Source organism: Cognataquiflexum rubidum, from assembly GCF_022538115.1.
GTDB classification, from domain to species: Bacteria; Bacteroidota; Bacteroidia; order Cytophagales; family Cyclobacteriaceae; genus Cognataquiflexum; species Cognataquiflexum rubidum.
In genome coordinates this window covers 82882-109545 of the sequence record NZ_JAKZAL010000010.1, presented here as the reverse complement: position 1 = coordinate 109545, position 26664 = coordinate 82882, and the positions used below count along the sequence as shown (strand labels likewise).

Here is a 26664-nt window from a genome sequence, read left to right as displayed (position 1 = left end):
TATATATTTAGTGATGAGTCGAGTTTAATTTTTCACCCTGAGAAAACATTATTTCAAAGGCGAGAAAGGCAAAGGCTTGAGGTATACCGAGGTTATCTTTTCAACTATTTTTCCGTTTTGCTCGGAAGCATCACGGACGACAATCCAAGATGGATCTTTGCCGAATTTCTCAAAAGAAGCTTTGCCTGCTTTCTCACTTTTATGCGCCAGGAGGTAAACCAATTTGGTCTGCACAGCAGGATCTTTTTCGACCGTGTACCAATACATCACATTGATCATGCCGTGTTTTTGGAATAATTCACGGGTGTAATCCCGGAATCTCGCATGAATCGCGTCCACTTTTCCGGGCATCATGTAATATGTCCTCAATTCAAAAACCCTGTTACCTTCATTCTGATCACGGATGATTTCCGGCGTCAGGTCAGGGGCATTTTTCATGAATACCTGTTCCACTTTAGCTACCAATGGACCATTTGCTTCAGAAGCTTTTGCGGCAGCTTGCCACTCAGGGCTGTTGGCAAATTTATTCCACAATACATCCCTAGATTCTTTGTCCGGATAGGCAAGGATAAAGGTAAGGGTGTTGTTGGTATCGTCGGTAGGAATGAAATAGGCAATATTTTCTATTCCGTTTTTTTCAAACAACTTCAGCGTATGGTCTTGAAATCTTTTGATCAGATCCGGTCTTTTCCCTTCATGGGCAGTGTAAGTCCGCATTTCAAAATAACGGGTTTCCTGAGCATGGATCAGATTGGGAATCAGGCCGCAAAGGACCAAAATAAATATTGAAAACTTTTTCATAGAGAATGGTAATTTAATTGGACTGTAATTTTAGATTTTATTTTTCCAGCCAAAATAGGCTGAAACGGAAAGAATAGCTGCTATGATGAGCAAGCCAAAGGTTTCCCTTGCCTCTTCGGAATCTTGTGTTTTCATGGTCAGGTCTTTGTTTTCCATTTCATAATTGACCCACTTGGATACCGAAGTCGGGTAGAAATAAACCGCTCCGACGATGCAGGCTACAATAATTATTCCCAAAGGAATCAAAGGATGTTTTCCCCTTGCGGCAAGTCCGCAAAATATAGCTGCAAGGATATAAAGGGAAACCCATATTTGAGGGTCGGGATCGTTGACCTGCCAATATGCAAAAAGAAGGAACACGACGCTCCAGAAAATGAAGAAGTATTTTGGGAAATTTTTCATGGTAGGATGGGTTTTGTCTACAATTTAGGAATTTAAAGTTTTCCTTTTACATACTTTTTCAACCAAATTGATACGTTGGTAGAAAGAAAAATCACAATCTGAACACTTCCTCTAAAGGAATGCTTACCGGCGAATTGTCCTCATTGGAAATAGAAATATCGGCCATGTCCTTCCACCATTTTTGTACCACAGGATGGTTGCCGAGTTCTTGGGAATTGCCCTTTCCGGTTATTTTTTGAAAGGCAAATAGGGTGGAAGTGTCCCTGTCCAAAAAAATGTAATATTCAGAAATCCCTGACTCCTCTAATAATTTTCTCAATTCAGGCCATATTTCATCATGTCTCCGCTTATATTCTTCCTCCATGCCGGGACGGATAGACATCTTGAAGGCAAATGTGCGCTGTTCTGTTTTCATTCTGTTTAAATTCAAAGTAAAAGTCCGGCTAAAATCTTGACCAGATTTTGTCAAACCTTCGAGGTTTTGGAAACCTCAAAGGTTAGATCAACACCACCCTCAGACTCTTTGCACCATGTGCTCCAATAACCAAGGACTGCTCGATGTCTGCCGTCTTTGATGGGCCGGCGATAAACAGTCCAAAACCCGATTCCTGCAAGCCGATCCTGTCATAAGCCTGATGCATGTTGGCCACCAAATGGGCAGAATCCAACACAATCACCAAATGCTCTGTGATAAAAGGAAGCGCTCGCAAACCCATATCCCGATCTTCCAACCATATTGCACCATTTTCCGCCACCCCAAATTGTCCCCGTATAATGGCAAGATTCAGGTCATTGAGTTGGTGAGCATCTTCAGTGATTTTGATGTTGTTGAAGGAAGAAAAATCTTCAATATGAGAATAGACTTTCTCGAAAACCCCAGAATCCAACAAGCTAAAAAACTCCGCTTTTGTGATGACTTCGCCTTTGTTGGCTAGAATGGACGCTATAAACCTGGCTTTCAAATCTCCCTCAAATTCGAATTCAGGAATAGTGGGAAGTTCCTTTGCTTCCAAAGGAACAGCCTTGATTTTGGACAATATCAGATCCCTGCTGCTCATTTTCGGTTCTTTTTGTACCAGTCTTTGAATGATTCTTTTGGCAACTCAGGCAAGTCCCGTTGCTTTCCCCAAGTATTCAAACCTGAATAGGTAATGCTGTCAGGCAGGATTTTCAATGCGCCACGCATCATATTTCCGCTGAGGTTATAAGCAAAAGGAACAGCGAAAACCCCGTTGGCAATCTTCATCGCCAGGCTTTTAGCCCTGTCAGGCTGTGCTTTGGTGATTTCTTGACGCCACTCATAGAGTTGCTCGTGGATGTTGATCTTGACCGGACAGACATCGGTGCAGCTGCCGCAAAGGGTAGATGCAAAAGGCAGGGAACTGTGCTTTTGTAAATCGATACCGGGGGAAAGGATAGACCCAATCGGTCCGGGAACTGTGCTTTCATAGCTAAAACCTCCGCTTCTTCGATAAATCGGGCAGGTATTCATGCAGGCGCCGCAACGGATACATTTGAGTGAATTTTTGAATTTTGGTCTTGCCAATTGGGCGGTGCGGCCATTGTCTACCAAGACGATATGGATTTCTTTTCCCGGAAATGGACTTCTGAAATGGGAGGTGTAATTGGTGACGCTTTGTCCTGTCGCCGATCTTGCGAGCAGACGGTGGAATACCCCCAAATGGGCCCGCTTCGGAATGATTTTTTCTATTCCCATACAGGCGATGTGCACATCTGCGAGGTGGACACCCATGTCGGCATTGCCTTCATTGGTGCAGACCACAAACTCTCCCGTCTCCGCAACTCCGAAATTCACTCCTGTGATCGCCACTTTTGCAGAAAGGAATTTTTCTCTCAAATGGATTCTTGCCGCGTGGGTGAGGTAATCCGGATCTTCGTTTCCTTTTTCGGTATGGAGTTTTTCGTGAAAAATCTCAGAAATATCCCTTTTCTTCAAATGGATTGCCGGTAATACAATATGGCTGGGAGCTTGATTTAGGAACTGTACGATCCGCTCGCCAAGGTCCGTATCCACGACTTCAATGCCGTTTTTTTCCAGATAGGGATTCAGGTGGCATTCTTCTGTCAGGATGGATTTGCTTTTGACGATGGCATTGCAGCGTTTTTCCTGCAGGATTCCAAGGACAATCCGGTTATGTTCTTCTGCATCTTTTGCCCAATGGACATGGATGTTGTTGGCTTTTGCATTTTTTTCAAATTCCTCCAGATAACTCCCCAAATTGGCTAATACATTATCTTTGATCTGGGAGGCAAGTTCCCGGAGATTTTCCCATTCAGGGACGGATTTGCTGATTTTATCCCGCTTGTCCCTGACAAACCACAGGGTTTCATCATGCCATTTGGACTTGGCTTGATCCTGCAAAAATTCAGCTGCCTGTATGGGATGGCTCATGAGATGGCTTCATTTAGAATTTCGGCGATATGCTTAAACTGGATCGGATTGCCGTTTCGCTTGGCTATTCCCTGCAAATGCATGATACAGGACATGTCGCCTCCGGTCAGGATTTCAACATGTTGTGCTTGGTGGTCGGCCAACCTGTCTTTGCCCATTTGGATGGAAAGGGCTTCTTCGCTTACCGCAAATGTGCCTCCAAAACCACAGCATTCATCCTTCCTTTCCAATTCCACCCATTCCAATCCCTCCAGATTAACCATCAATTGCTTCGCTTTGTTGAAAGGAGTTTGGTGTAATTCACTTGAGGACGAAAGCCTCAAACCCCGTTGCCCATGGCAGGAGGCATGGTAGCCGACCCTGTGTGGAAAGCTTCCTTTGATGTTCTCGATTTTCAAGATATCAGTCAAAAATTCCGTCAGTTCAAAAATCTTGTCATGAAGCTCGGACTGTTCTTTTTCCATTCCTGCGATCGCCGGTGCATGTTCTTTGACATGGAGGACGCAGCTTCCTGATGGGGCGACGACATAATCAAAGTCTTTGAAAATCCTGATAAAATGCTTGGTAGTCGCTACCGTATCCCGTTCATACCCGGCATTGGCCATGGGCTGCCCGCAACAGGTCTGACCCATTGGATAAGTCACCTGACAACCCAATTTTTCCAGCAATTCCAAAGTTGCAATCGCCACCTTGGGATAAAACTGATCGACGTAGCAGGGGATGAAGAGGCCTATATTTTTTTTATTCTCGGGCATTTTATCAATTCTAAATTAATGGATACTAAGATAAGGATAGATATTGGTCCTGAAAGTGAAGGGTTAACTCAATATAATTGAGTATTTAAAGAGCGTTCTAAAGCCATAGAGAAAAGGTAATTTTTTCATTCTCAATTCAGATTCTGAAGAACTTTTCCAAAGTTCGGAATGGATGTGAGGGGACTATCTTGGTTTTTGCCCAACTTTGGAAAAGGTTCTCACTACTCAACCGCTTGTCTAAACGGAATTGATTCTCAATTTCAAATAATTTGAACGATGAAATATCCTGTAGTGTAGGGGTTTGAGTTTAAGCAGTGGATTCAAACGGGAAGGTTCAATTTCCCTAATCGAAAAAATACGCCTAATTTTTCGATTAAGATCTAAATATTAGGCCTAAAATTTCGATTACGATCTGAAAAATCAGCTTCATATTTAAAGTAGGTTTAAATCCTACACTAGATTGGAAGGAGAAATTTGATATTAATGACTCCAGGATCCCTAACTCTTACTATTATTTTTCCTCAATTTGGAATAGGTTGAATAATTTATTTTGATGTATAGAATTTATTCTTTAGGTTTAATCATCGAGCATTTGCAAAAAGTAATGTGTCGAGCAAACTTTTTGATTAACATTTAAACCTTTTCCTCTATGCGTTATCCATCTCTATTGATTCTATTCATTTTTTTTCTCTCCTGCAATTCCAAAAATCGGGATTCTGAAGTTATTGAAACTGCTTCACCTCAAAAATCAATTTCCTTGGTTAAGCTTGATAGTATTCAGATTGATTATTTGGGAAACCCCACCGTTCACGATATTGACCCAAAGTCTGGAACAGTTATTTTTATGGATCATAAAGAGTTTTCAGAAGATATCTTTATCGCTGACTTTGAGGGTAATATCCTTTCATCTTTTTCCAAGTTCGGTGACATGCTTGATACTTATGGAAAATTAATGGGTACGATAAAAATTAATGGTCCTAATTCATTTTTGGTGTATGGTTATAAAGGATTTCTAACTTATGATTTTGAAGGAAAACTTCAATCTTTGGTCAAATACGATGATTTTTATGTTCCTAGCGAATCTTGGAGAGCAATGGGGTTTGGAATGGAAAGCTTATCAAATAAATTCCTTTACATAAACCAGGAGGAAAGGCCATGGGAAGTTCATCAATATAAAGGCCATAAATTATTATCCTTGCTTGACCCTATTGATGGGAAAAGGAATTCTATTATTGGGTTTCCAGAAAATAGTGTTTTTTTAAATGGCAACTATTTCTTTTCTGCCTCATGGTTCCCTGTTTACACAATTTTTGAGGACAATATTTATGTAGTATTTGGTTCTGAGCCGGTAATTTATGTTTATGAGGGTACCGAACCCTATTCTCTAAAGTCTTCCATTACAATTAATCTTCCTGATTACAATTATTTTAAAGGAACTGATGATCCAAACGATGAAACATATTTTCTTATGCCATTAATATCAGGTAGTATTGAAAATATAAAACTTATAGATGGATACTTTTTAATTGCCTATTTTCCAGGCTATGATGAATTAGATATTCAATCAAATTTTGAAGAAAAATCCCAGGAAGAGAGAATTGTTTTTAGGGAAATGATGGGGAAAAAGTATCTCCACCGCATTGCAATCATTGACTCACTGGGAAATGTTATTAAAGATTTTGTCCCGGAAGGTCTGGTACCCCGAAGCATGCTGCTCCGCAATGGAGAACTCTGGATGATGGAAAAACCGGATGAGGAAGAGGAAAAAGATTATTTCAGGCTGTTCAAGGTTGGGCTGAAAACAGAGGAATGATGTGAGGGGTACTTTTGAGGAATATGAATATTTAGAATAACAACCTAAACTTATTTTAGATCGTTATACACCTTATCCAAGCACTTTTCAACCATTTACTTTCTCACAACCATGGCAACAATAACCCAAAAACTATCGCTGGCATTTGTTTTTTCTTTATCAATGCTCTTTTTGCCAACAGATTCATTTTCCCAATACCAATTAGAGAAGGTGGAGGAGTTTAAAATCAACTCCTTGCTTCCGGTTGTGATTGTTGATTATCATCCAGAGAGCAAACTTTACTTGGGATATATTTCCGATTCTAAAGGGACGAGGATAATCCTGATAGACGAACAAGGAGATTTTGTCATCAATAAAGGTTTGGTAGGGGAAGGACCTAATCAATCCTCGGCTGCATTCAATGCCATGGCTTTTACAGAGGAAGGTGATATTTGGCTTCAGACACCTTATCAGCTTTTTCTTTATGACCAAAAGCTAAATGTCAAAAAAAAGATCCGCTATCAATCTGGAAGAAAGGTTCATATTTATGGCAGGTTGGAATTTTTCCCCTATTTCTATCAAAATGAATCACCTTCAAGTTTGTCATTTATTACCAATCCTACCGGAACAAATTCTTTCATTCCAGATCCTGATGTAGTCAACCCCACTACTTTAATTGAGATAAATTTTGTCGAGAAAGATGAACTGTTTAGGTTGGCCCCAATCACCGAAAGGTCGATGTTTAAAGTTTTTGACAAATCGAATTATGGCATGCTGTATTCCGTTGTTTACAGTGTTGACCAAACCAGAAGAAAGCTTTATTTGACCAACAGTATAGATAATGAAATCACTAAGTATGATTTGATTACCCGTATGTTGGAATCAAGAATTAAGATTAACCATGGTGAATTCGACATGCTCAAAAAGAGCTCGATTTCAGACGATGATTTTCCATCTGATGGAAGAATCAGTTTAGGTCCTAAGAACAATAAATTATTTTTCCTTGACGGTGGAATGATTGTTCTCGATTATATCCGGGAAATACCCTATGGTACTTATGAAAGTAAGAAAGCAGATGATCCTACCTATCATCATTTTGAAGATCCTGCGTACCACAGACTCATTTTGTTTGATGGAACCAAGCAAGTAAGCGGAGACATTCCGCTGCCAACAAATGGAAAAGTAACCATGGCTTTACCTGGCAACAGACTTTTGATCCAATTGATCAATACGGATGTGGAAGAAGATTTTATCCGGTATGGGATTTATAAGGTGATTGAGTCAAATAATTATTTGTTAAAGCATCTGATTTTTTAAGTTCAGATGCTTGGGAGAAAAAATCTGATTTAAACCTCACAACGTCTTCCTCACCGTCATCTTAAATGGGTTTTTGGAGACTTTTTCGGTGGTTTTTCCCAAAATCAGTTCTGCAATCCTTTTTCCCATATGCTCAAAATCCGTGGAAATAGTTGTGATACCATCTGCCAAAATTTCCTTTAGCGGAGTGTCATTATACGAAATCAATCCCACTGCCTTTCCCAATTCCAAACCTTGTTCCCGGCTTTTCTTGACAACATTCACCAGGTCCGTCTCCGCCAATGTGATATAAACATCGCCTTCGTACAGGGGTTCAGCATCGATACCGTCCAAGATTACATTGTCAAAATTGTAGTAGAAGCAGAATTTCTTAAACCCATCCACAATCTCCGGCGGATACATCAGCCCCCGCGGATAGACGAGTTTGAGTTTTTGGTATTTTTTCAAATGCTCGATCCCATCTTCCAAGGCGTGGAAAATGTCCTTTTCAAAATCCTGATACACACCGGGGAATTCATTTTCGTGGCCTTTGACCGCACGGTCCATGATCAGCAGTTTGTTTTCGGGAAACTGCCGTGCAATGTCATAAGAATCCATCAGGTGGGAATCTTCATCATAGAAATGGGGAGCAAGCACATAGTAGTGGTACTTTCCCATATTCCTTTCGAGCAGTTCCTGCACCATCGACTTATTGTAATGATGGACATGGATGTCCACGGTGGCTTTTTCGCCGAGGGTTTCCAAGACCGAATAGTAGATGATTTTTTTGTAGGAACTGAGCTTGTTGAAAAGGAGCAGGACTTTGAGTTTGTTGGAAGTATTGGTCGAACTCACATAAAAGCCTTTCCCTTTGACCGAAGTGATGATGCCCCGGTCTTTGAGTTCGTTGTACGCTTTTTCTACAGTATCCCTCGAAAGCAAGAAATCAAAGCTCATCTCGTTGATCGAAGAAATCCGCTCTCCGATCTTCAGCCTGCCGCTTTCGATATCTTCCAAGATCAGGTTGACTACCTGCTGGTACTTCGGGGTTTTGGACCCGTTGTTGATTTTGTCCATTTTGTCGAACATCGTCATTTTTGGGTTGTTTTGGAGTTAATGTGAATTCATTTCAGCCTCTTTGCAAATGGCTCATTATCCTAATTCAGACGGGAAGGAAGACGGAAGACCGAAGACGGAAGTACCGTAGATACCGAATCCCTACCTTAAACTGAAATTCATTTGTTCGAGGCGGGGAGGACGATCCCGTACTTACGGGAGGCCGGCACAGGCCTTGTGCGTGGATAGGATTCCGCCGTCTATTCCTGAAGTTTTCGAGATTAATAATTTTGTGCCGGATACAATGCTTAAATCTTGCTTTAAAATTTTCTTATCCGGTTTTTCTGTCTTCCGTCTTCTGTCTTCCGTCCCATTTGAAAAAGAAAACAATCATTCCTTGCATTAGCACTTCACTATGCCATTCCGACTACCTCGGGAAAGAAGCTGCGAATCCACCATCCACATTCAGCATATTTCCCGTTGTTTTATTGAGCATGCCACTCACAAAGACAAAGGCCGCCATGGCAATGTCCTCTGTCCTCACTTCTTCCTTCAAAAGTGTCCTGCTGGCATAGAATTTTGGCAAATCCTCCAAAGGTACGCCATAAGCTTTGGAACGGTCTTCTGCCCATCCACTCTGCCAAATCGATGAATTTTCAATCACCGCATCGGGATTGATGGAGTTGACACGGATTTTGTAATCACCCAATTCGGCTGCCATCAATCTGGTGAGGTGGAGTTGGGCGGCTTTGGCAGAACCATAACCGGCGTTTTTTGGACCGGCCACCAATCCGTTTTTGCTGACAATGTTGATGATATCTCCGCCTTTGTTTTGTTTTTTCAGCACATCAAAGGCCATTTGGGAGACGATGAATTGTCCTTTGACCAAGATGTCATACAACCTGTCCCATTCCTCCAACGAATGCTCTTCCAATGAACGGCTGATGCTGATGCCTGCATTGTTGACCACAATATCCAAACCGCCATAGTTGAGGCAGATTTCCCGGATACAGGCTTTCAAAGTTTCAGGCTTGGTCACATCAAGATACACCCCTATGACATTGTCTTTGGTAAATTTCTTCTCAAACTCAGCCACTGAAGCAGCGAGTTTGGTGCTGTCAATGTCAGTCAAAATCACACAGGCACCTTCTTTGGCGTATTTTTCGGCAATTGCTTTTCCGATACCTCCTGCACTTCCGGTGACCAAAGCCACTTTTCTTGACAGTGGTTTTTCGGCAGGCATCCTTTGGAGTTTGGCTTCCTCAAGCAGCCAATACTCAATATTGAAAGCTTCCTGCAAAGGCAGCGACACATAAGTCGATATTGCCTCGGCGCCTTTCATGACGTTGATGGCATTGATATAAAACTCCGCCGCGACACGTGCGGTCTGCTTGTTTTTAGCAAAAGTAAACATCCCGATTCCCGGCCATATGATGACTACAGGATTGGCATCCCGGATAGCAGGGCTGTTTGGATGCTTGTGGTCTTGGTAGTATTTGGCATAATTGGCCCTATATCCTTCAAATTGGCTGTTCAGTTTTTCAAGCAAACCTTTATCAGTCAGGTCTTCCTCAGGTGCCAGATTCAAAACCAAGGGGCAGATTTTGGTGCGGAGAAAATGATCCGGGCAACTTGTACCCATCGCGGCAAGCGGTTCGACATCTTCGCTGTTGATGAATTCCATTACAGCAGAGGCATCGGTAAAATGTCCGACCATCAAGCCTTCCGAAGAACAGAGACCACGGAGGGTAGGAGCAAGTTTGGCAGCCTGATCCCTTCTTTGGGTTTCGTCCAAAGAAGTTGTGGTTTTGGTTCCGCCAAAAACCGGCCTGTCCTTTCCATAATTTGCGTGGAGGTATTGGCTGCAGGTTTCGATGACTTCAAGGCTGTTGATATAGGATTCATAGCTTGTTTCTCCCCAGGTAAAAAGTCCATGCTGACCGAGGACAATGCCCCGAAGGTTTGGGTTTTTGGTGATGGCTTCTTCGAGTTTTAGCCCAAGGTCAAAACCCGGTCTTTGCCAGGGAACCCAGGCGATGCTTCCGCTAAATAAGTCCTGAATGATTTTCTCACCATCCTTTGCGGCCGCGATGGCGATCAGCGCATCCGGATGCAAATGGTCAATATGGGTATAGGGCAAAAATGAATGCAGGGGCGTATCAATGGAAGGCGCTTTGGAATTTAGGTCGTAGATGCAGTGGTTGAAAAGCTCCACCATTTCATCTTCGAATTCCAGGCCTCGGTATATTTTTTTCAGGGAATGCAGTCGGTCGAGGTACAGGCCAGCCAAGCCGCTTTTGGTCAAAGTCCCGATATCTCCACCGGAACCTTTCACCCACATCACAGGGACGTCATTGCCGGTCAGCGGGTCTTTTTCAATGGTTTTGCAACTTGTATTTCCGCCGCCGTAGTTGGTGATTCTCAAGTCAGCGCCCAATATATTGGACCTGTAGATGAGCATGGCCACTTCATCGTGCTTCAGTTGGTCTGCTTTGGCATCATCCCAGAGGTAGCTGACGTGCTCAAATTTCTTGCTGTTGTTTCCCATTTTTGTTTCAATTTTGATAGATAAAATTGACGGTTTGGTGCTGTTAATGTGTCCTGTACTATCTTGGAATTTGTGTCTAAGGTAGGAAGAATGGCGCTATAAGCCGGTTTCAAATTCCTTGATCCTAAGAATATCCTGTTTCAATTTGCTTTGGTCCAAAGCGAGCAAAGCCCCCAATGCAGATGCCCGTGGCTGGTTGCTGAGGTAGATTTTTTTGTTTGGATATAGGAGTTGAAGGAAAGCCAAAAAGGTTTTGTTCTTGGTAAATCCTCCCGCGAGGATGATATCCGTGACTTCGCTTTTGCCTAACACCAAATCCGTGCTGCATTGCTGCCATTTGGCCAGATCGAGCATAAGTTGCAGGCAGGCTTCTTCGGCATTTGTAAATTCATCCAAAGGATTTTCACGTCCTTCCCATTTGACTTTTGGTCCTGAACCTTGGAAGCTGATAGGACTGAACACGTCTTTTTTGTTTGCTGCGAAAAGGGAAATGATCCGTTTTTGGGAGAACTCCAGTTTTTGTAGCCTTTCGACAGTATCCCCAAAATGGGAAGCAATCCTGTTGACCTGTACTTCGTATTCTTTGCCTAGGAAAATCCGCGCTCCTTTTACTTTCCTTCCATCAGGCTGCAAGAAACTCAGACAGTCGCTTTCCAATTCTTCGGCTGTCAAAGTTTGCTGATCAAATGGATTCAGTGAAATGCTCCAGGTTCCTGTTGAAATCAGGATAAATGGATGATCAATCAAACGTATGTACGGAAGCAAAGCAGCAGAACTGTCATGCATCCCAAAACCTATTTTCACATTTTGGCCAAAGAGATTTTTGTCCACTCCGGTTTCGGTGGGAAACGGAGGAAGGATTTTTTCAATCCGGGTTTTCTTTACCCAATGGGCAAAATCCTTTTTCTCAAAATCCCAAAAACAGGTGTGGCAACCGACTCCGGTATAGTCATTCCATTTTTCTCGGGTCAGAAGAAAAGAAAAGTATTGGGGAAGGTGGAAGCTGAATCGGATATTTTTGAAAAGTTCCGGTTTTTCATGCTTCAGCCAATAAAGCTGGAATCCGCTGTTGAGCATCCTCAATGCCGGGCTTGCGGTTTTTTGGAGGAGATTTTCTTCTTCTGCTAAGAACTTTTCCCAAAGTGATTCAGGTACCGGTTTCAGGTAATTGTAGAAAGGCGTACAGACCTTTCCTTCTTCATCCACATGTACCAAACTGGCGCCATAAGCCGAAAAGTTAATTCCGAAGACCTGGTATTTTGGATCCTTCAGAAAATTTTCAGTTACCTCCAAAACCCAATTGCTGACCTTCATCAGGTCATCGCAGGGAAAACCATCATCGTCTTGGATCTCTGGTACATGCATGCTGGACTCTTCGAGAATTACAAAGTCCGGGTTGTAGAGGATCGCTTTTTTGTTGGTTTTCCCAATATCAAAGATCAGATAGGCTTCCATATAATTTCCGTCAGCAATAAGACTAACCCATTGAAAAGAGATCCAACAGGTTATTTTGGGTTTGAAGTTTTCGGTTAATTCAATACTTATTTTCGTAATGGTGCCAAAGAAATGGAAAATCTATACTTCTTGGCAGGATGCTGAAATGTCCGGCACATCGGTCTTCCGACTTCGGTCTTCCGTCATGTCTGAATAAGAATCTTGGCATACTTGCAAAGAAGCTGATAACCACTTAATATCTCCCCAATATGGCAAGAAATGGAGGCAATTTAAACCCAAATTATTCAAAATTTTGCATTTTTGTTTGGTGCGGACAGTGCAGGATAGCGACTGGATTTTTATTCTTTTACTTACTAGATTAACCCGATCTTATGAGCCCACAAACCCAAAACACCGGCCCGGCAGTCAATGAATACGAGCGCGAACCTGTTCCCGCTTCCGCACAGAAAGGTTGGCGGAGTTTCCTTGGAATGTATGCCGGAGAACATACGGCCGGAACAGAATTTGTCATCGGACCGCTCTTTGTAGCGCACGGCGTCGGTGCGTTTGATTTTTTTTCTGGATTGATTTTGGGAAACATCCTGGCAGTATTGAGTTGGGGACTGATGACGGCGCCGATAGCGACTTCAAAAAGAATGACGCTTTATTACCAATTGGAGCGGATCTGCGGGTACAAGATGGTATCGATCTACAATGTTGTGAATGCGCTGATGTTTTGCTTCTTGGCGGGATCAATGATTGCAGTGTCAGCGACAGCCGTTGGCATTCCTTTTAACCTGACCATGCCGACGCTCACAACCTGGCTACCCACATCTTTAGGGTGGGTTTTGGTGGTATTGGTGATCGGTTTTTTGACCACTTTGGTAGCGATCAAAGGGTACAACCAAGTCGCAAGGTTTGCGAATGTGGCGGCACCTTGGATGATTTTGATTTTTTTGTCTGCAGCTTTGGCGATTTTACCAGAACTTGGAGTTACGCGTTTTTCGGAGTTTTGGGCTGTTGCCAATAAGGTGATCTGGACAGGAATTCCTTTAGAGGGGGTGAGCAAATTTTCCTTTTGGCATGTGCTGTTCTTTGCCTGGTTTTGCAATATGGCGATGCATATCGGGATGTCCGACCTGACGATTCTCCGCTATGCAAAATCCTGGAAATATGGCTTTCTTTCATTTTCAGGGATGTTTATCGGGCATTTCATTGCATGGATATCTTCTGGAATTCTATATGCAGCATTTCTTCAAAGCAGCAATTTTTCCACTGAATTTGCACCCGGACCGATAGCTTATGGTGCCGCAGGTTTGGCGGGTGCCGTTTGTGTGGTAGTCGCCGGTTGGTCGACCGCCAATCCTACGATCTACCGTGCAGGACTGGCTTTGCAGGGTGTTTTCCCAAAAATGAAAACCTGGAAAGTCACCGCTTGGGTCGGTGCGGTAACAAGCATAGCCGCTTGCTTTCCGGCCTTGGTGATGAAGCTCTTGGACTTTGTAGCCTTATATGGCTTGGTACTGATGCCGATGGGAGCGGTGATATTTGCGGATTTTTACCTTTCTCCAAGGTTTGGGATAACACAGGAAATGGCGTATAATCGAAATATCTCCTTTTCAAATGCCACTTTCTTTACCTGGCTGATTACTTTGGCCATCTGTCTGGGTTTGAATCTGGGATTCGGAATCGACATTTTCTTCCTTGGTTTACCCGGATGGTTTATCGCCGTATTCACATTTTTGATTTTATCCAATACATTATACCCAAAAGGAAAGGAGGCGCTCGTATGAAAATCCTATTGATCATCATTTCTTACATCGGTTTGGCCTTGTCCATTATACCATCGGTATTGGTATTTTTGGGTAAAATTAGCATGCAGACCAATACGACCCTGATGGCGGTCGGGATGGTATTGTGGTTTGGCACAGCGCCTTTTTGGATCAACAAGAAAACGGACAAAGACAATGCATCTGACAACTGAAAATATACAGGAATCAAATTCCAAATATGTAGCCCTTCATCAGAAGTCCTTTGCTGCTTTGGCTTCGCAATTGGAGGATGAAGGGATTTCAATCGAGAAAATACTTTTGAAAATCAGAAGTTTTCAGATCGCGGTGCCAAGTTGGGCATTGGGTGCAGGAGGAACGAGATTTGGGAGATTTGGAATAGGGGGAGAGCCAAGGTCTTTGGAAGAGAAAATCCAAGATATTGGCCTTTTGGCCAAACTCACCAAAAGTACAGATGCTGTTTCTCTGCATATTCCCTGGGACATTCCATCAGATTATGCCGCAATCATGCAGCTTGCCAAAAGCCACAACATCGGTTTTGATGCGGTCAATTCCAACACCTTTCAGGATTATGGGCAGGAGAAAAGCTATAAATTTGGTTCGCTGAGTCACAATGACCCAAAGGTCAGAGAACAGGCAGTTGCCCATAACAAACAAGTGATTGAAGTTGGGGAAAAGTTGGGGAGCAAAGGACTGACTGTTTGGTTGGCCGATGGAAGCAACTTCCCCGGTCAGCAAAGTTTCCGTAGGGCTTTGGACAATACCTTTGAATCCCTTCAAAAAATCTATGGGTCAATGCCCAAAGACTGGAAACTGCTGCTGGAGTACAAGCCTTACGAACCGAATTTTTACAGTACAGTGATTCCGGATTGGGGCACCTCTCATATGCTGTGCAGGCAATTGGGAGACCGGGCCAAAGTCCTTGTCGATCTTGGACACCACCTTCCCAATACCAATATTGAGCAGATTGTGGGGATTTTATTGGGACAAAATCAGTTGGCGGGATTCCATTTCAACGATTCTAGGTTTGGAGACGATGACCTGACTACAGGCAGTATCAAACCTTATCAGTTGTTTTTGATCTTCCTTGAACTTGTGGCAGGCACAGAAGACGGTTGTCAGACTTGGGAAAGTATCTCTTGGATGATCGATGCGAGCCACAATACCAAAGATCCCTTGGAGGACCTGATGCAGGCGTTGGAGGCGATCAAGATTGCCTATGCCAAATCCCTTTTGGTGGATCGGGTGAAACTGACCGAACATCAACTTAATGGCGATGTGGTGATGGCGCAGGAAATCCTGCAAAAAGCTTTTTTGACGGATGTGAGGCCATTATTGAAAGAAGCCCGGTTGCAATCTGGTGGGGCTTTGGAACCTATTTCCATTTACAGACAACATGAAATCCGAAAGCAGCTGATTCAAAAAAGGGGAGAGAATACGAGGGCGACGGGGTTGTAATTTACTTCTGAGTAAGTGACCATGCTATCAAACTGTGCTAACATAGAAAGTTGGGGTGTAAAAGTGATATGGCAAGGAGCAAAATTGTTGTAAATTACAGTTTCTAAAACAGTTGATTATGAGTTTCGTAAAGCCTGATACATACATTTCCGAAATAAAACTTATTTTAGAACAAGCCCGACAAAAAGCCTATCAAGCAGTAAATTCAGCAATGGTTGAGGCGTATTGGCTAATCGGGAAAAAGATTGTAGAAGAAGAACAAAACGGAAAAGAAAAAGCAGAATATGGCGAAGCCGTTTTGAAAAACCTGTCTAGTACACTAACTTCTGAATTTGGGAAAGGGTTTTCCTATTCCAATCTTCGAAATTTCAGACAGTTTTACCTTACTTATTCCGATAAAGAGAATTGCTACGCACTGCGTAGCAAATTAACTTGGACACATCATCGACTCATAATGCGAGTTGAAAATCCCGAAGCAAGAAACTATTATTTGAAAGAAACCGAAGAACAAAATTGGAGTTCCCGAGTTTTAGAGCGCAATATCAATACTTCGTATTATCACCGATTGCTTTCTTCACAAGATAAAAAAGAGGCATTGGAACACAGTACAACATTAGAAAAGCACACAAAAACAGATTTCATTAAAGACCCTTACGTTTTTGAATTTTTAAATCTTCCTCAACCAATTACCGCTACTGAAAATGAAATTGAAACAGCCTTAATTGAAAATTTGCAACAGTTTTTGTTAGAATTAGGAAAAGGGTTTTCATTCGTTGGCAGACAAGTCCGCATAAGTACCGAAACATCTCATTTTTACATTGACCTTGTATTTTACAATTACATTCTAAAATGTTTTGTATTGTTTGACTTGAAAACAACCAAACTTACACACCAAGACACGGGACAAATGGATATGTATATCAGAATGTATGACGATTTAAAAAAACAACCCGAAGACAATCCGTCAATTGGTATTATACTTTGTGCAGAAAAAGACGAAACTGTTGTTCAATATTCAATACTCAAAGAACACAAACAACTTTTTGCAACTAAATACATGCCGTATCTACCAACAGAAAAAGAATTGGCAGAAGAAATAGAACGAGAAAAAATATTGATAAAACATAAACTTGAAAACGACCAAAAATAGAAAAGCAAAGTCACCAAAGGTACTTACATGCATGCTCAGACCTTTTCTTAAAATTTGGTTCGGCACTGCCGAACCCATAACCCGAAAATTTCATCTGCCCAAGTCAGTTTCTCCACTGACTTTTCAATGAGCAATAATAGGGTTGTCGGTGGAGACACTGACAACGGCAGGAAAAATTGAACCACAATAGTAAAATCAATTTATTCTGATGAATTCACCTCTGCGCCCTTTGGGTACTCCGTGGTGAAAAATTAAGGAGAGGAGCACTTTGCGAAACCTTTGCGCTCATTGCGGTTAATTTCTCAAATATCTCAATTGCCAAATACCGATTTCAAAATCAAATCCTGGATTTCGATGGGGGAGAGTTTTGCTTTGGAATTCAATGCAGGATCTTGGCTGATGAAAACCGGATGGTCGAGGCTGTCCTTGGGAATGGCACCGTGTGAACCTTTGACCAAGTTGGCATCCAAAGGAATGATGTCCATCAGGTACCGGAAGCCAAGTTTTTTCTTCAGGATTTTGAGGCCGACAGTGGCTTTTAGCATTTTGATTTTTGGGTCGGCAAACATCTCTACTGGGTCATAACCCGGTTTGCGGTGGATGTCCACACAACGCGCATAGTCCGGCGCTTTGGTATCATCCAACCAAAAATAATACGTAAACCAGGAATCCTTGTCGGCTACAGCCACCAATTCCCCTGATCTTTCATGGTCGAGGTGATAGTCTTTTTTGCCTGCCTCATCCAAGACCGATTCTATTCCGGAAATACTTTCTAACAAAGATTTCACAGCTGGAATGTCCTTTTTGTCTTTGACATAAATATGTGCCAATTGGTGGTCAGAAACAGCGAAAGCCTTGGATATCCCGGCGTCCAAAGTCTCCAATCCCAATTCATTTTTGACAGCGATGTATCCTTTTTCTCTCAAAATCCTGTTGATGTGGATCGGGTGATTGACAGAAGTGATGCCGTATTCGGAGAGCAAAATCACTTTGGCACCCTGCTTTTCATAATAGCCGATTAGGTCTTTGGCGACTTCATCTATTTCGCCCAATTCTTTTCCGATTTTGGAAAAATCAATACCGCACTGTTGCAACTTATAATCCAAATGGGGCAAATAGATCAGCGTCAGCGTCGGATTGTGCCACTCGTCCACTTTTTTGGATGCGTCCGCAATCCATTTGGTGGAGGCAATATTTGCGTTTGGTCCCCAAAAAGAAAAAAGCGGAAACTGTCCCAATTCTGTCTGTAACCTATCCCTCAGATCCATCGGATGGCTGTGGCAGTCGGGTAATTTTAGACCATTGGCCGGATAAAGCGGCCTTGGGGTTACCTGATAATCCGCATTGGAGTACATGTTGTACCACCAAAACATATTGGAAACCGTAAAATCAGGATTGATTTTTTTAGCCACATCCCAGATTTTTTCGGATTGAACCAAGTGGTTTGATTGCCTCCAAAACTTGATTTCGCATTCGTCCCTGAAATACCAACCGTTACCGACGATACCGTTTTCGGAAGGCCATTTTCCTGTGAGGTAAACAGATTGCGCCGAACAAGTTACGGCAGGCAAAACCGGATCGATGGTGGCCCTTTGGCCTTTTGCAATCCAATCTCTCAAAAATGGGGTATGCTCGCCGATCACCCGACCGGACAAAGCGACGATATCTATGACTACTGTTTTTTTCATGGGTTGCTGCTGTTTTGTATGACCCACTGCAGTTCCCGGATGATCGATCCTCCGAGATCAAGGTTGATGCTTTCCGGCAACACTTCCCAAGTGTATGTTTCCACTTCAAGGTGATTGCAGACAGGGTCTTTGGCAATGTAATTCAACACATCAAGGATGTCTTGTTGCGTGGAGGAGATTTTTCCATAATCCGCTAGGAAAACGGGGACATGGTAATGGATTCTCCATTCCTCTGAGGCTGTACTTTCCAAGGTTTCCATGGCCTCTGGCAAATCATTGAAAGAAACCAAGCTGCTGTCTGAATTTCGGGCTACGACTTGGTGCAAGTATGTTGACTCTGCAAATGGGCTAAGCAAGGATTCGAGTTCTTTCCTTGCAGATTGGTCCTTGGGGATATTTACCTTCAATGCAGCACTGATCTGGATTTTTCCGATTTTGATGCCGGCTGATCTGAATGACTGGAATATTTCCGCTGGTTTTTCATAAACTACCGCAAAATGACAAATGTCATAACAGATCCTGATATGTTCTTTGAGACAGGATTCTGCCTCTTGGGAGGAGATTCCAAGTTTCTCGGTGAGGTATTTTCCACCAACAGGAACCAACCAATTTTGATAGAAATCAAGCACTTCCTGCGTGTTTTCCAAGATTCCGTCAGGTTCTGGTTCGATGTCAAGGTGAAGGAGTTTGCCTGAATTTTTATGGATTAAATATAGCTTTTCAGCAATTTTGGCAAAGTTCAAAGTTGAGGACTGAATTGCTTGATCCATTTGAAATTTGTCTTTGTGCCAATGTCTGTAGGATAGCGGAGAAGTGGAAATGCCGCCATCCATGCCATCAGGAATCAGCGTTGCGAGGATATCGAAAAGCCGGTCTGTGTAAGCCCATCTTTCCCGAGTCGTCCAATCAGGTTGATGGACTTCATCTTTTACGACCTGATTGTGAAAACCCCCGTAAGGAAATCCATTGAAAGTAAATACATAACAGTCGTTTGCTGCTAACCAAGATTTGAATTCCTTCAGGTTTTCGGTTTTTGCCAATTCCAGGCTAGCCTCATGGGATGAACGGAGTCCGATTCCAAAAGGTGCGTTTGGAGAAACGGCAGCTTTTATCCTTGGGATGTATTCTTTGAGGTTTTGAAAAGTTGCCTCCCAGCTTTCTCCCGGATGGATATTGGTACAATAGGTTAAATGGTGACCGTTTTTAAACATGGGTTTTGTGGAATTAATCAAATTAAACCCAAAATTCAGGAACGGGCAACAAGATTTTCTTGGTGAAACAATTTTAGATGATCAATGGATTTCAGAATCAGGTCATTGTTCATTTGGTGGACTTCAACGCCTTTGCCCATAGATTCCAACAAAGTAATGGTGAGTTCACCGCCAAGATGCTCCCGAAACTCTTCCAAGCCTTTAAGCAATGCCTGACCGGACAATTCCGGGTTGTAGATTTCAAATCCCAGGGTTTTGATTAGGGTGATGATCCGCATCAGGTCGTCTTGGCTGATCATTCCTTTGAGATAAGAATAAGTACTGTCCAAAGCAATTCCTATCGCTACGGCTTCACCATGTCTGACCTGATAGTGGGTAAGATGCTCAAGTTTATGGGCTGCCCAATGTCCAAAGTCCAAGGGTCTTGCCGAACCCGTTTCGAAGGGGTCTTTGCCTGCGATATGGTCCATGTGCATTTGGGCACATCTGATGATCAGTTCCTGCATGGGTTCCATCACCCTGTTGGCGAGCTGATCGGCATGTTTTTCCAACCATTCAAAAAAGCTCAAATCTTTGATCAGAGCCACTTTGATAGCCTCTGAAATTCCAGATCTCCAATCCCGGTCGTCTAATGTAATAAGGAAATTAAAATCATTGATGACTGCAAAAGGAGGGGCAAAAGTGCCTAGGTAATTTTTCTTTCCGTAAGAATTGATGCCGTTTTTGACACCTACGCCGGAATCATTTTGCGATAGTACAGTGGTCGGAATCCGGATATGCCTGATTCCCCTGTGGGAAATGGCAGCTGCAAAACCAACCATATCCAACACCGCTCCGCCCCCGATTCCCACGATATAGGAATGTCTGTCAATCCCATAAATGCTTGTGGCATCCACAATTTTCTTGAAAATAGTTTCATCGTTTTTGGATATTTCCCCACCAGGGACTACCAAAGGTTCTGAGTTTAACAAAAACTTGTTTTCGTAAGCTTTTGCGTATTCCGTGATATCGTTGAGGAGATTTGGAAAAGCATCTGATACACCGCTGTCCACCACAAAAAAGGCTTTTGCTTTTTTTCCGTTGTCCAGAAAATCCGCAAGCATTGGGTTATTGACATTAAAAATTCCTTCCAAAAAACAAACCTGATACCGAAACGGCACGGAGAAGGCTTGTTCAATAATCTTTTCCATTTTTATAAACTTAAATTATCAAAGTCTCTATTCAATCTCAAATATGGCCTTTTTGTTTTCTTAATCTGCAACTGAATATGATTGCAAAAAATTTCAAGTGACGGCGAATTTTTTGGCAAGGTAAATTGAAATGGGCAATAACAATAATACAATTATACCAAATTGCCATCCGGCAAATGCAGCTGCAAGGGTAGCATTGAGGATAATCAGAGAAATTACCCCTGCTTTGACAGCCTTTCCTATCAGTTGGGGGATTTGTTCACGGATAGCCTTGATCAAAGGAGGGAATATCATGTAGGCAAAAAGTGCGATGAATGGAATGACATGAAAAAAACGATTTCCTTCCAGAATACTTAAAACAGCAATAGAAAGTATGATGAAAACGTACATCAAAAAACCACCATTGAGGGCTCTTCTGTTTTTACCATGGACTTCCCCACGACTGATCATGGTGATCGCAGCCACAAAAATCAGCGGTATAAACCCCAAATACCAATAGCTCTGAAGCATGACGGGGAAGGCGCTGATTCCCAAAAGAAGGTTTCCCGCACGGCAAAGTCCCATATTGATGGGGCCAAAAATAAACTGATGCTTGCCCCAATAATCATACAAGACCGCCAAAACAGCGACAGTCAAAGCAATCAGTGCGCTGAGAGTACTGACATTCCAAGCGGCAATTATTCCTATCAAAAGCAACAGAAAAGCCATCAAAGCAGCTTTTTCCTTGGAAACTCTTCCGCTGGGAATCGGTCTTTCAGGTCTTTCTTTTGCATCCAATTCAGCATCGAACACATCATTGAATGCCACACCGCCTCCGTACAATCCGATGGTGGAAAGTGTCAGCCAAAGAAGGTTGTGAAAGACGGGCGAGTCTATCAACTTGGTTTGGTCGGCAAAAATAACCAAGGCTCCGCCTGCGATGGCGAAGCCTGCCCAAATATCAGCAATGGCCGTGACGATGTTTGCGGGGCGGGTGAGTTGAAGGTAGGCTTTGATTTTTGACATGCTTAATTCTCCACAATGTCAGATCCTTCGACTCTTGGGGTCTGTCCGCCTCTGAGGACCGAGTTGCCAAATTGCCTTTCTCTTTGGTCAATTGGTTCGGGTTTGAGCCAATCCATCTCATCCATCTGTCCACTTTGGGAATAGGCTGTCAGGGCGTTTTGGTAGCAAGTCATGCGGATATGTTCTTCAGGAATTCCCATTTTTCGCATCAAAGCAGCTGTCTTTGGAACAGCCAAAGGGTCACTGATGCCCCAATCCGCGGCACTGTCTACAATAATCCTTTCGGGACCATAATGCTTTACTATCTCTGCCATCCGCTCACTTCCCATTTTGGTATGGGGATAAATGGTAAATGCTGCCCAATAACCCCTGTCCAAAACCTCTTTGACTGTTTCTTCATTGTTGTGGTCGACGATGACCATGCTTGGAGGCAGGCCGTGTTCTTCACTGACATCCATGCTGCGGTAAGTTCCTTTTTTCTTATCCCTATGTGGGGTATGGATCAAAACCGGAAGATTCACTTCCTTGGCCAATTCAAGTTGAAGGCGATAAAAACGGTCCTCAGCTTCCGTTTGGTCATCATAGCCGATTTCACCGATGGCGACAACACCTTCTTTGCCTACATACAATGGTAACAATTCCATTACTTCTTCGGCCAAAGGCACATTGTTGGCTTCTTTGGAGTTCAACCCCATGGTGCAATAATGGACGATGCCGAATTGTTTGGCGCGGAACCGCTCCCAACCAACCAAGGTGCTGAAATAATCTTTGAAGCTTCCCACCTCAGTACGGGGCTGACCCAACCAAAAAGCCGGTTCGATGATTGCGACGATCCCTGCTTTTCGCATGGCTTCGTAGTCATCAGTAGTCCTGGAAACAACATGAATATGGGGATCTATAAACATTTCCATTTTGTGATATTTTTATGTGGGTAAACTATTCGTTTTACTGTTAAATTCAAAAACTAACTTAAATAATGGTCAGGTGTTTTCGTCATTCTGAACCGTAGCTTGCGGAGGTGAAGAATCTCGATTTACAAATGAGACCCTTCGCTTCACTCAGGGTGACGTACGTTGATTCCAGTGTTATGGCAAATTGCAATTATATTTTGACCATGAGCAATGCATTCCAAGCCTATTTCGGCAGCGTTTCCTGAAATTCCTTTCCGATTGACTCCCAGCTAATTCCTCCGGTTTCGATGGCTTCTTTGATGACATGGTTTTCATCAAGCAGGTTCCTTGCTTGGTCAAAACTGCTTTTGCTGCAAGCCAAAAGCGCGGCCTTTTCCTGAAGAAGATCTCCGGTCTGTAACACTACCTCTATGTCTTTTATGTTTTCTTCATTGATAAAAGGCCCTACAAAACGCCAAAGTTCAGGCATCACCTTACGCCCTGCAGCCCATCTTTCATGGGCAAAGTCGATCAGGATATTGGCAAGTTGAGGATTGGCCCTTTCATCCGCTCCTTCGATTTGATATAAAGGTCGTAATAGAAAGATGGACTTGATCACCATCTGATTCCAAGCCCTTTCATCAAAATTAGCGGCAGGATATGGATTGTTCAGCGCAATGGCATCAAAGATAGAACTGATGTTGGTTCTGAGACCTTCGATGGCGCGGTCCCTCATTTCTTTTTGGAAAGGCATCAAAGGAATAGCGGCATAAAGGGACTGCTGTTCGTGCATGTCGCCAGTTTCAAACAGTTTGTTCATCGCCGTCACCCAAGAGGTCGGGTCTCTTTCTTCAAAGTGAAGCAAAAGGTAAGTTCTTGCTGTCTGCAGTTGGTCCCAAGTATCGGGACGGAAACCTTGAAGCAAAGTATTTGCCTCGTTATTTTGACTTTCCGAAGGCTGTAAAAGATATTTTTTGAAATACCTCGAAGCCTGACCAAAGGCCATATAAAACTTCAGATAAGAAGATTCATTTTGGATTTTTTCTTTTTGAAGCAAGAGCCATTCCATGGATTTTGGATCTGATTCTTGTTGTAACAGTTCAAAAAGAAAGGCTTTGGCTTTATCTAAATCTATAATTTTGTCCATGGTTTAGACTGTTATTTGGGTCAAATAAATCAGCATTTTAAAGTTAATGGTTTTTTTGAAAATATGGACGAGATCGATTTTGAAGGGTAAAATCTGACTTTGTACTGTTTACAATATTTCACTGGTTTTTTTCTCAGACAGATCTGAGCCTTAGAAAAAGTGGTCTTTTTGCCGTGATTTAAGCCATTTTAATTTAATATAAATGAGGATTTAATTAAGATGAGGATTTCCAATTTGGGACTGACACAAAAATATGATTAAAATCATAACTCGTTTTTTGCAGAAAGTGGGCAAACTCCATGTTTAACATTTCGGTGAAAATATGTTTTACACTTTTCCAAAGGAATAAATGTATTGAACCACACTTTTCCTAAGGAAAGCTTTGAAATTGGGATGAATTTTGCCTTTGAATCTGTTGATTTTACCTTCCTCCGGGAGGGCAATATTTCTTCAGATAGTCAGTATACAGCGTAGTAAGGTGTAGGAAAGTCCCTTGTCCTTCTGATATGCTGTGTGACCTGTTGGGGTAGGGCATGACCTGAAATTGCTTATTGTGTTTGATCAGTTCATTGATGAGCATGTCGGCGTTTTGGTAATGGACATTGTCATCGGCAGTACCATGGATGTAAAGCAGATTGCCCTGCAGGTTTTTGGCATGGGATAGCGGTGAACCGTTTACAAAGTCTTCCAGATTTTCCTGAGGCAATCCCATGTACCTTTCCTGATAAATATTATCATAAGTGAGCTGATAGGCCACAGCAGCGATGGAAATGCCGGTTTTGTAAATTTCAGGATATTGAAACATCAGGTTAAGTGTCGCAGTTCCTCCGCCGCTCCAACCCCAAACAGCGACCCTCTCGGGATCCACAAATGACCATTTTAGGATTTCCTTAGCACCTAACGCTTGGTCTCGGATATTGATGTCACCGATTTTTCTGTAAATGGATTTGCGCCATGCTCTGCCCTTTGGCGCCGGAGTTCCTCGGTTGTCAAGAGAGATATAGATATACCCGTCTTGCCTCATGTCTCCTTTGTAGAGACTGTTTCTAGATGACCCGAATCCGTCGGCGACCGTCGCACCCCAAGGTTCAGAATAAACATAAAATACCACCGGATACTTTTTGGAAGGATCGAAGTTTGCCGGTTTTACCATCCAACCGTCCATCTCAACCCCTTCTTCCGTGGTGATTTTGAAAAATTCGGTTGTTTTTTCCACTTGAGCGGAGGTGAATTTTGTAGCGATACTTTCTTTTTCATTCAAAGCCTGATGTTTTGGCAGGCTGATCATTTCGCCCAAAGGTCTGGTGTAGTGGTTTGAAAAACGGTGTTGTGCAAATTTTGCTGTTGGAGAAAGGTTGTAGCTGTGCGTTCCAGGAAATCCTTCCGGAGTGACCATTTCCAATTTGCCTTTGCCGTCCAATCGGCTACGGTAAAGGTATTTTTGGGTGGCATTGTCAGGAGAGGCGATGAAATAGACAAAACCGCTTTTTTCATCATAAGCCTTCATCGAAATCACATCATAATTTCCCGGTGTGACCAAAAGCTCTTTTTTTCCATCTGTGCTGATTCGGTACAATTGCTTCCAACCTCCCTTTTCACTGGTCCAAAGAAATTCTTTGCCACCGGCAAGCCAATGTACCGGATGCTTGAAATCGATATCGTAAGTATCGTCACCCGGGCTCATTACATCTACCCAAGCAGGGTCGGTTTCCGTCTGAATAAGCGTGGCTTTTCCTGTTGCTGCATCACAACGCAGGATTTTGCTTTCGTTTTGTTTACGGTTCAGCTGCTGCACGAGAAATTCATTGGTACCGGGAATAAACTCCAACCTGACGAGATAATGTTGTCTTGGGTCACCTTCAATATCCATCCATTTGGTTTTGGCGGTAGCAATATCAATCACGCCGATCCGAGCTGCTGAAGGGCTTTCACCGACTTTTGGATACTCTACAGGAATGATCCTGGAATACACCGAGTCGGTATTATTGATCATGTAATAATCCCTTGTTCCTTCTGCATCCAAATGCCAAAATGCGATCGACTTGCTGTCAGGACTCCAACGGAAACCGTCACGGCAAGCAAATTCTTCCTCATATACCCAATCAAAAGTTCCGTTGATGAATTTCCTGTTTCCGTCTTTGGTAAGAGGAGTGATGTTCTGTGTGGCAAGATCTTCCAAGTAGATGTTGTATTCACTGACGTAGGCTGCTTTGGTGCCGTCAGGGGATATCTTGGCAAACATGAGCGAAGATTCAGGCCTCGATTTTCCCAATTGTTTCAGGCTGTTGTCCTCTAAATCCAAAACCCAATAATCACCTCTCGTATTGATTCTCCAAACCTGTCTGGAATTGGTGAAAATGAGAAGCTTGCTATTGTCAGCGGAGAAGGCATACAAATCCAACTTGAGCGGTTCATTTTTTCCTGAGGGAGTCAGTTGTTTTTTGCTGACGATCACTTTCCTGTCATTTGTCGGCAAGGTGTATTGGACGATCTCGTTTTGTTCGACGCTGAAATAAGCCGTGCCATCATTTGACCATTTGATATCGCCTTGTTGGGCTTGGGCATGGGAAATGAAAAGACAAACAAAGAAAACCAAGAACAGCTTCAGGGAATGATGGGGTTTCATAGGGATTGTTTA

At 42.8% G+C, this 26664-nt stretch carries 22 protein-coding genes; 6 read left to right on the top strand and 16 right to left on the bottom strand.

What is annotated here, in order from left to right:
• Window positions 1-48: 48 nt before the first annotated feature.
• The 6 genes from MMU05_RS12320 to MMU05_RS12295 form a co-directional block, all read right to left on the bottom strand.
• Window positions 49-801, bottom strand: coding sequence for an NIPSNAP family protein (locus tag MMU05_RS12320; protein WP_241141986.1), 753 nt, complete (start codon window positions 799-801; stop codon window positions 49-51).
• Between the two features lie 30 nt (window positions 802-831).
• Window positions 832-1203 (bottom strand): transmembrane 220 family protein, encoded by a 372-nt coding sequence (locus MMU05_RS12315; RefSeq protein WP_241141985.1) that lies wholly within the window; start codon window positions 1201-1203, stop codon window positions 832-834.
• Between the two features lie 91 nt (window positions 1204-1294).
• Window positions 1295-1618, bottom strand: coding sequence for an L-rhamnose mutarotase (rhaM, locus tag MMU05_RS12310; protein WP_241141984.1), 324 nt, complete (start codon window positions 1616-1618; stop codon window positions 1295-1297).
• Between the two features lie 82 nt (window positions 1619-1700).
• The gene (locus tag MMU05_RS12305; protein ID WP_241141983.1) at window positions 1701-2261 is read right to left on the bottom strand and encodes a LutC/YkgG family protein; all 561 of its coding nucleotides are present in this window, start codon (window positions 2259-2261) and stop codon (window positions 1701-1703) included.
• The gene (locus MMU05_RS12300) at window positions 2258-3616 is read right to left on the bottom strand and encodes a lactate utilization protein B (RefSeq protein WP_241141982.1); all 1359 of its coding nucleotides are present in this window, start codon (window positions 3614-3616) and stop codon (window positions 2258-2260) included. The genes MMU05_RS12305 and MMU05_RS12300 overlap by 4 nt, the downstream gene beginning before the upstream one ends.
• Entirely contained in the window at window positions 3613-4371 is a 759-nt protein-coding gene (locus tag MMU05_RS12295; RefSeq protein WP_241141981.1) for a (Fe-S)-binding protein, read from the bottom strand. The genes MMU05_RS12300 and MMU05_RS12295 overlap by 4 nt, the downstream gene beginning before the upstream one ends.
• 649 nt (window positions 4372-5020) lie before the next feature.
• On the opposite strand from MMU05_RS12295, the gene MMU05_RS12290 reads away from it, so the two are divergent.
• Window positions 5021-6184 (top strand): hypothetical protein, encoded by a 1164-nt coding sequence (locus tag MMU05_RS12290; protein ID WP_241141980.1) that lies wholly within the window; start codon window positions 5021-5023, stop codon window positions 6182-6184.
• A gap of 111 nt (window positions 6185-6295) precedes the next feature.
• The gene (locus MMU05_RS12285; protein WP_241141979.1) at window positions 6296-7480 is read left to right on the top strand and encodes a hypothetical protein; all 1185 of its coding nucleotides are present in this window, start codon (window positions 6296-6298) and stop codon (window positions 7478-7480) included.
• 36 nt (window positions 7481-7516) lie between these two features.
• Here the strand turns inward: MMU05_RS12285 and MMU05_RS12280 are convergent, their stop codons facing one another.
• The 3 genes from MMU05_RS12280 to MMU05_RS12270 all read right to left on the bottom strand — a co-directional run bounded on the left by MMU05_RS12280 (window position 7517) and on the right by MMU05_RS12270 (window position 12518).
• A complete protein-coding gene (locus MMU05_RS12280; RefSeq protein WP_241141978.1) occupies window positions 7517-8554 on the bottom strand; it encodes a GntR family transcriptional regulator in 1038 nt (345 codons plus the stop codon).
• A 388-nt stretch (window positions 8555-8942) separates the two neighbouring features.
• Entirely contained in the window at window positions 8943-11063 is a 2121-nt protein-coding gene (locus MMU05_RS12275; RefSeq protein WP_241141977.1) for a bifunctional rhamnulose-1-phosphate aldolase/short-chain dehydrogenase, read from the bottom strand.
• 96 nt (window positions 11064-11159) lie between these two features.
• Window positions 11160-12518 (bottom strand): FGGY-family carbohydrate kinase, encoded by a 1359-nt coding sequence (locus tag MMU05_RS12270; protein WP_241141976.1) that lies wholly within the window; start codon window positions 12516-12518, stop codon window positions 11160-11162.
• 371 nt (window positions 12519-12889) lie between these two features.
• Here MMU05_RS12270 and MMU05_RS12265 point away from each other — a divergent pair, with 371 nt between their 5' ends.
• From MMU05_RS12265 to MMU05_RS12250, 4 genes are all read left to right on the top strand, one after another.
• Window positions 12890-14290, top strand: coding sequence for a purine-cytosine permease family protein (locus MMU05_RS12265; RefSeq protein WP_241141975.1), 1401 nt, complete (start codon window positions 12890-12892; stop codon window positions 14288-14290).
• A complete protein-coding gene (locus MMU05_RS12260; protein WP_241141974.1) occupies window positions 14287-14481 on the top strand; it encodes a hypothetical protein in 195 nt (64 codons plus the stop codon). Before MMU05_RS12265 ends, MMU05_RS12260 begins: the two co-directional genes overlap by 4 nt.
• Entirely contained in the window at window positions 14465-15745 is a 1281-nt protein-coding gene (locus MMU05_RS12255; protein WP_241141973.1) for a sugar isomerase, read from the top strand. The genes MMU05_RS12260 and MMU05_RS12255 overlap by 17 nt, the downstream gene beginning before the upstream one ends.
• Window positions 15746-15863: 118 nt before the next feature.
• A complete protein-coding gene (locus MMU05_RS12250) occupies window positions 15864-16895 on the top strand; it encodes a PDDEXK nuclease domain-containing protein (protein ID WP_241141972.1) in 1032 nt (343 codons plus the stop codon).
• A 311-nt stretch (window positions 16896-17206) separates the two neighbouring features.
• Here MMU05_RS12250 and MMU05_RS12245 read toward each other — a convergent pair whose 3' ends face one another.
• The 7 genes from MMU05_RS12245 to MMU05_RS12215 all read right to left on the bottom strand — a co-directional run bounded on the left by MMU05_RS12245 (window position 17207) and on the right by MMU05_RS12215 (window position 26652).
• On the bottom strand, window positions 17207-18583 hold the full coding sequence (locus MMU05_RS12245; RefSeq protein ID WP_241141971.1) for an alkaline phosphatase family protein: 1377 nt from the start codon (window positions 18581-18583) through the stop codon (window positions 17207-17209).
• Complete coding sequence (gene eboE / locus MMU05_RS12240) at window positions 18580-19794, bottom strand: metabolite traffic protein EboE (protein WP_241141970.1); 1215 nt, start codon at window positions 19792-19794, stop codon at window positions 18580-18582. Before eboE ends, MMU05_RS12245 begins: the two co-directional genes overlap by 4 nt.
• 35 nt (window positions 19795-19829) lie before the next feature.
• Entirely contained in the window at window positions 19830-20984 is a 1155-nt protein-coding gene (locus tag MMU05_RS12235) for a 3-dehydroquinate synthase (RefSeq protein WP_241141969.1), read from the bottom strand.
• A 93-nt stretch (window positions 20985-21077) separates the two neighbouring features.
• Window positions 21078-21989 (bottom strand): UbiA-like protein EboC, encoded by a 912-nt coding sequence (gene eboC / locus MMU05_RS12230; RefSeq protein WP_241141968.1) that lies wholly within the window; start codon window positions 21987-21989, stop codon window positions 21078-21080.
• Window positions 21990-21991: 2 nt separating this feature from the next.
• On the bottom strand, window positions 21992-22900 hold the full coding sequence (locus MMU05_RS12225; RefSeq protein WP_113925701.1) for a TatD family hydrolase: 909 nt from the start codon (window positions 22898-22900) through the stop codon (window positions 21992-21994).
• Between the two features lie 223 nt (window positions 22901-23123).
• Entirely contained in the window at window positions 23124-24026 is a 903-nt protein-coding gene (locus MMU05_RS12220) for an EboA domain-containing protein (RefSeq protein WP_241141967.1), read from the bottom strand.
• A 421-nt stretch (window positions 24027-24447) separates the two neighbouring features.
• Window positions 24448-26652, bottom strand: coding sequence for a S9 family peptidase (locus MMU05_RS12215; RefSeq protein WP_241141966.1), 2205 nt, complete (start codon window positions 26650-26652; stop codon window positions 24448-24450).
• Window positions 26653-26664 lie beyond the last annotated feature (12 nt).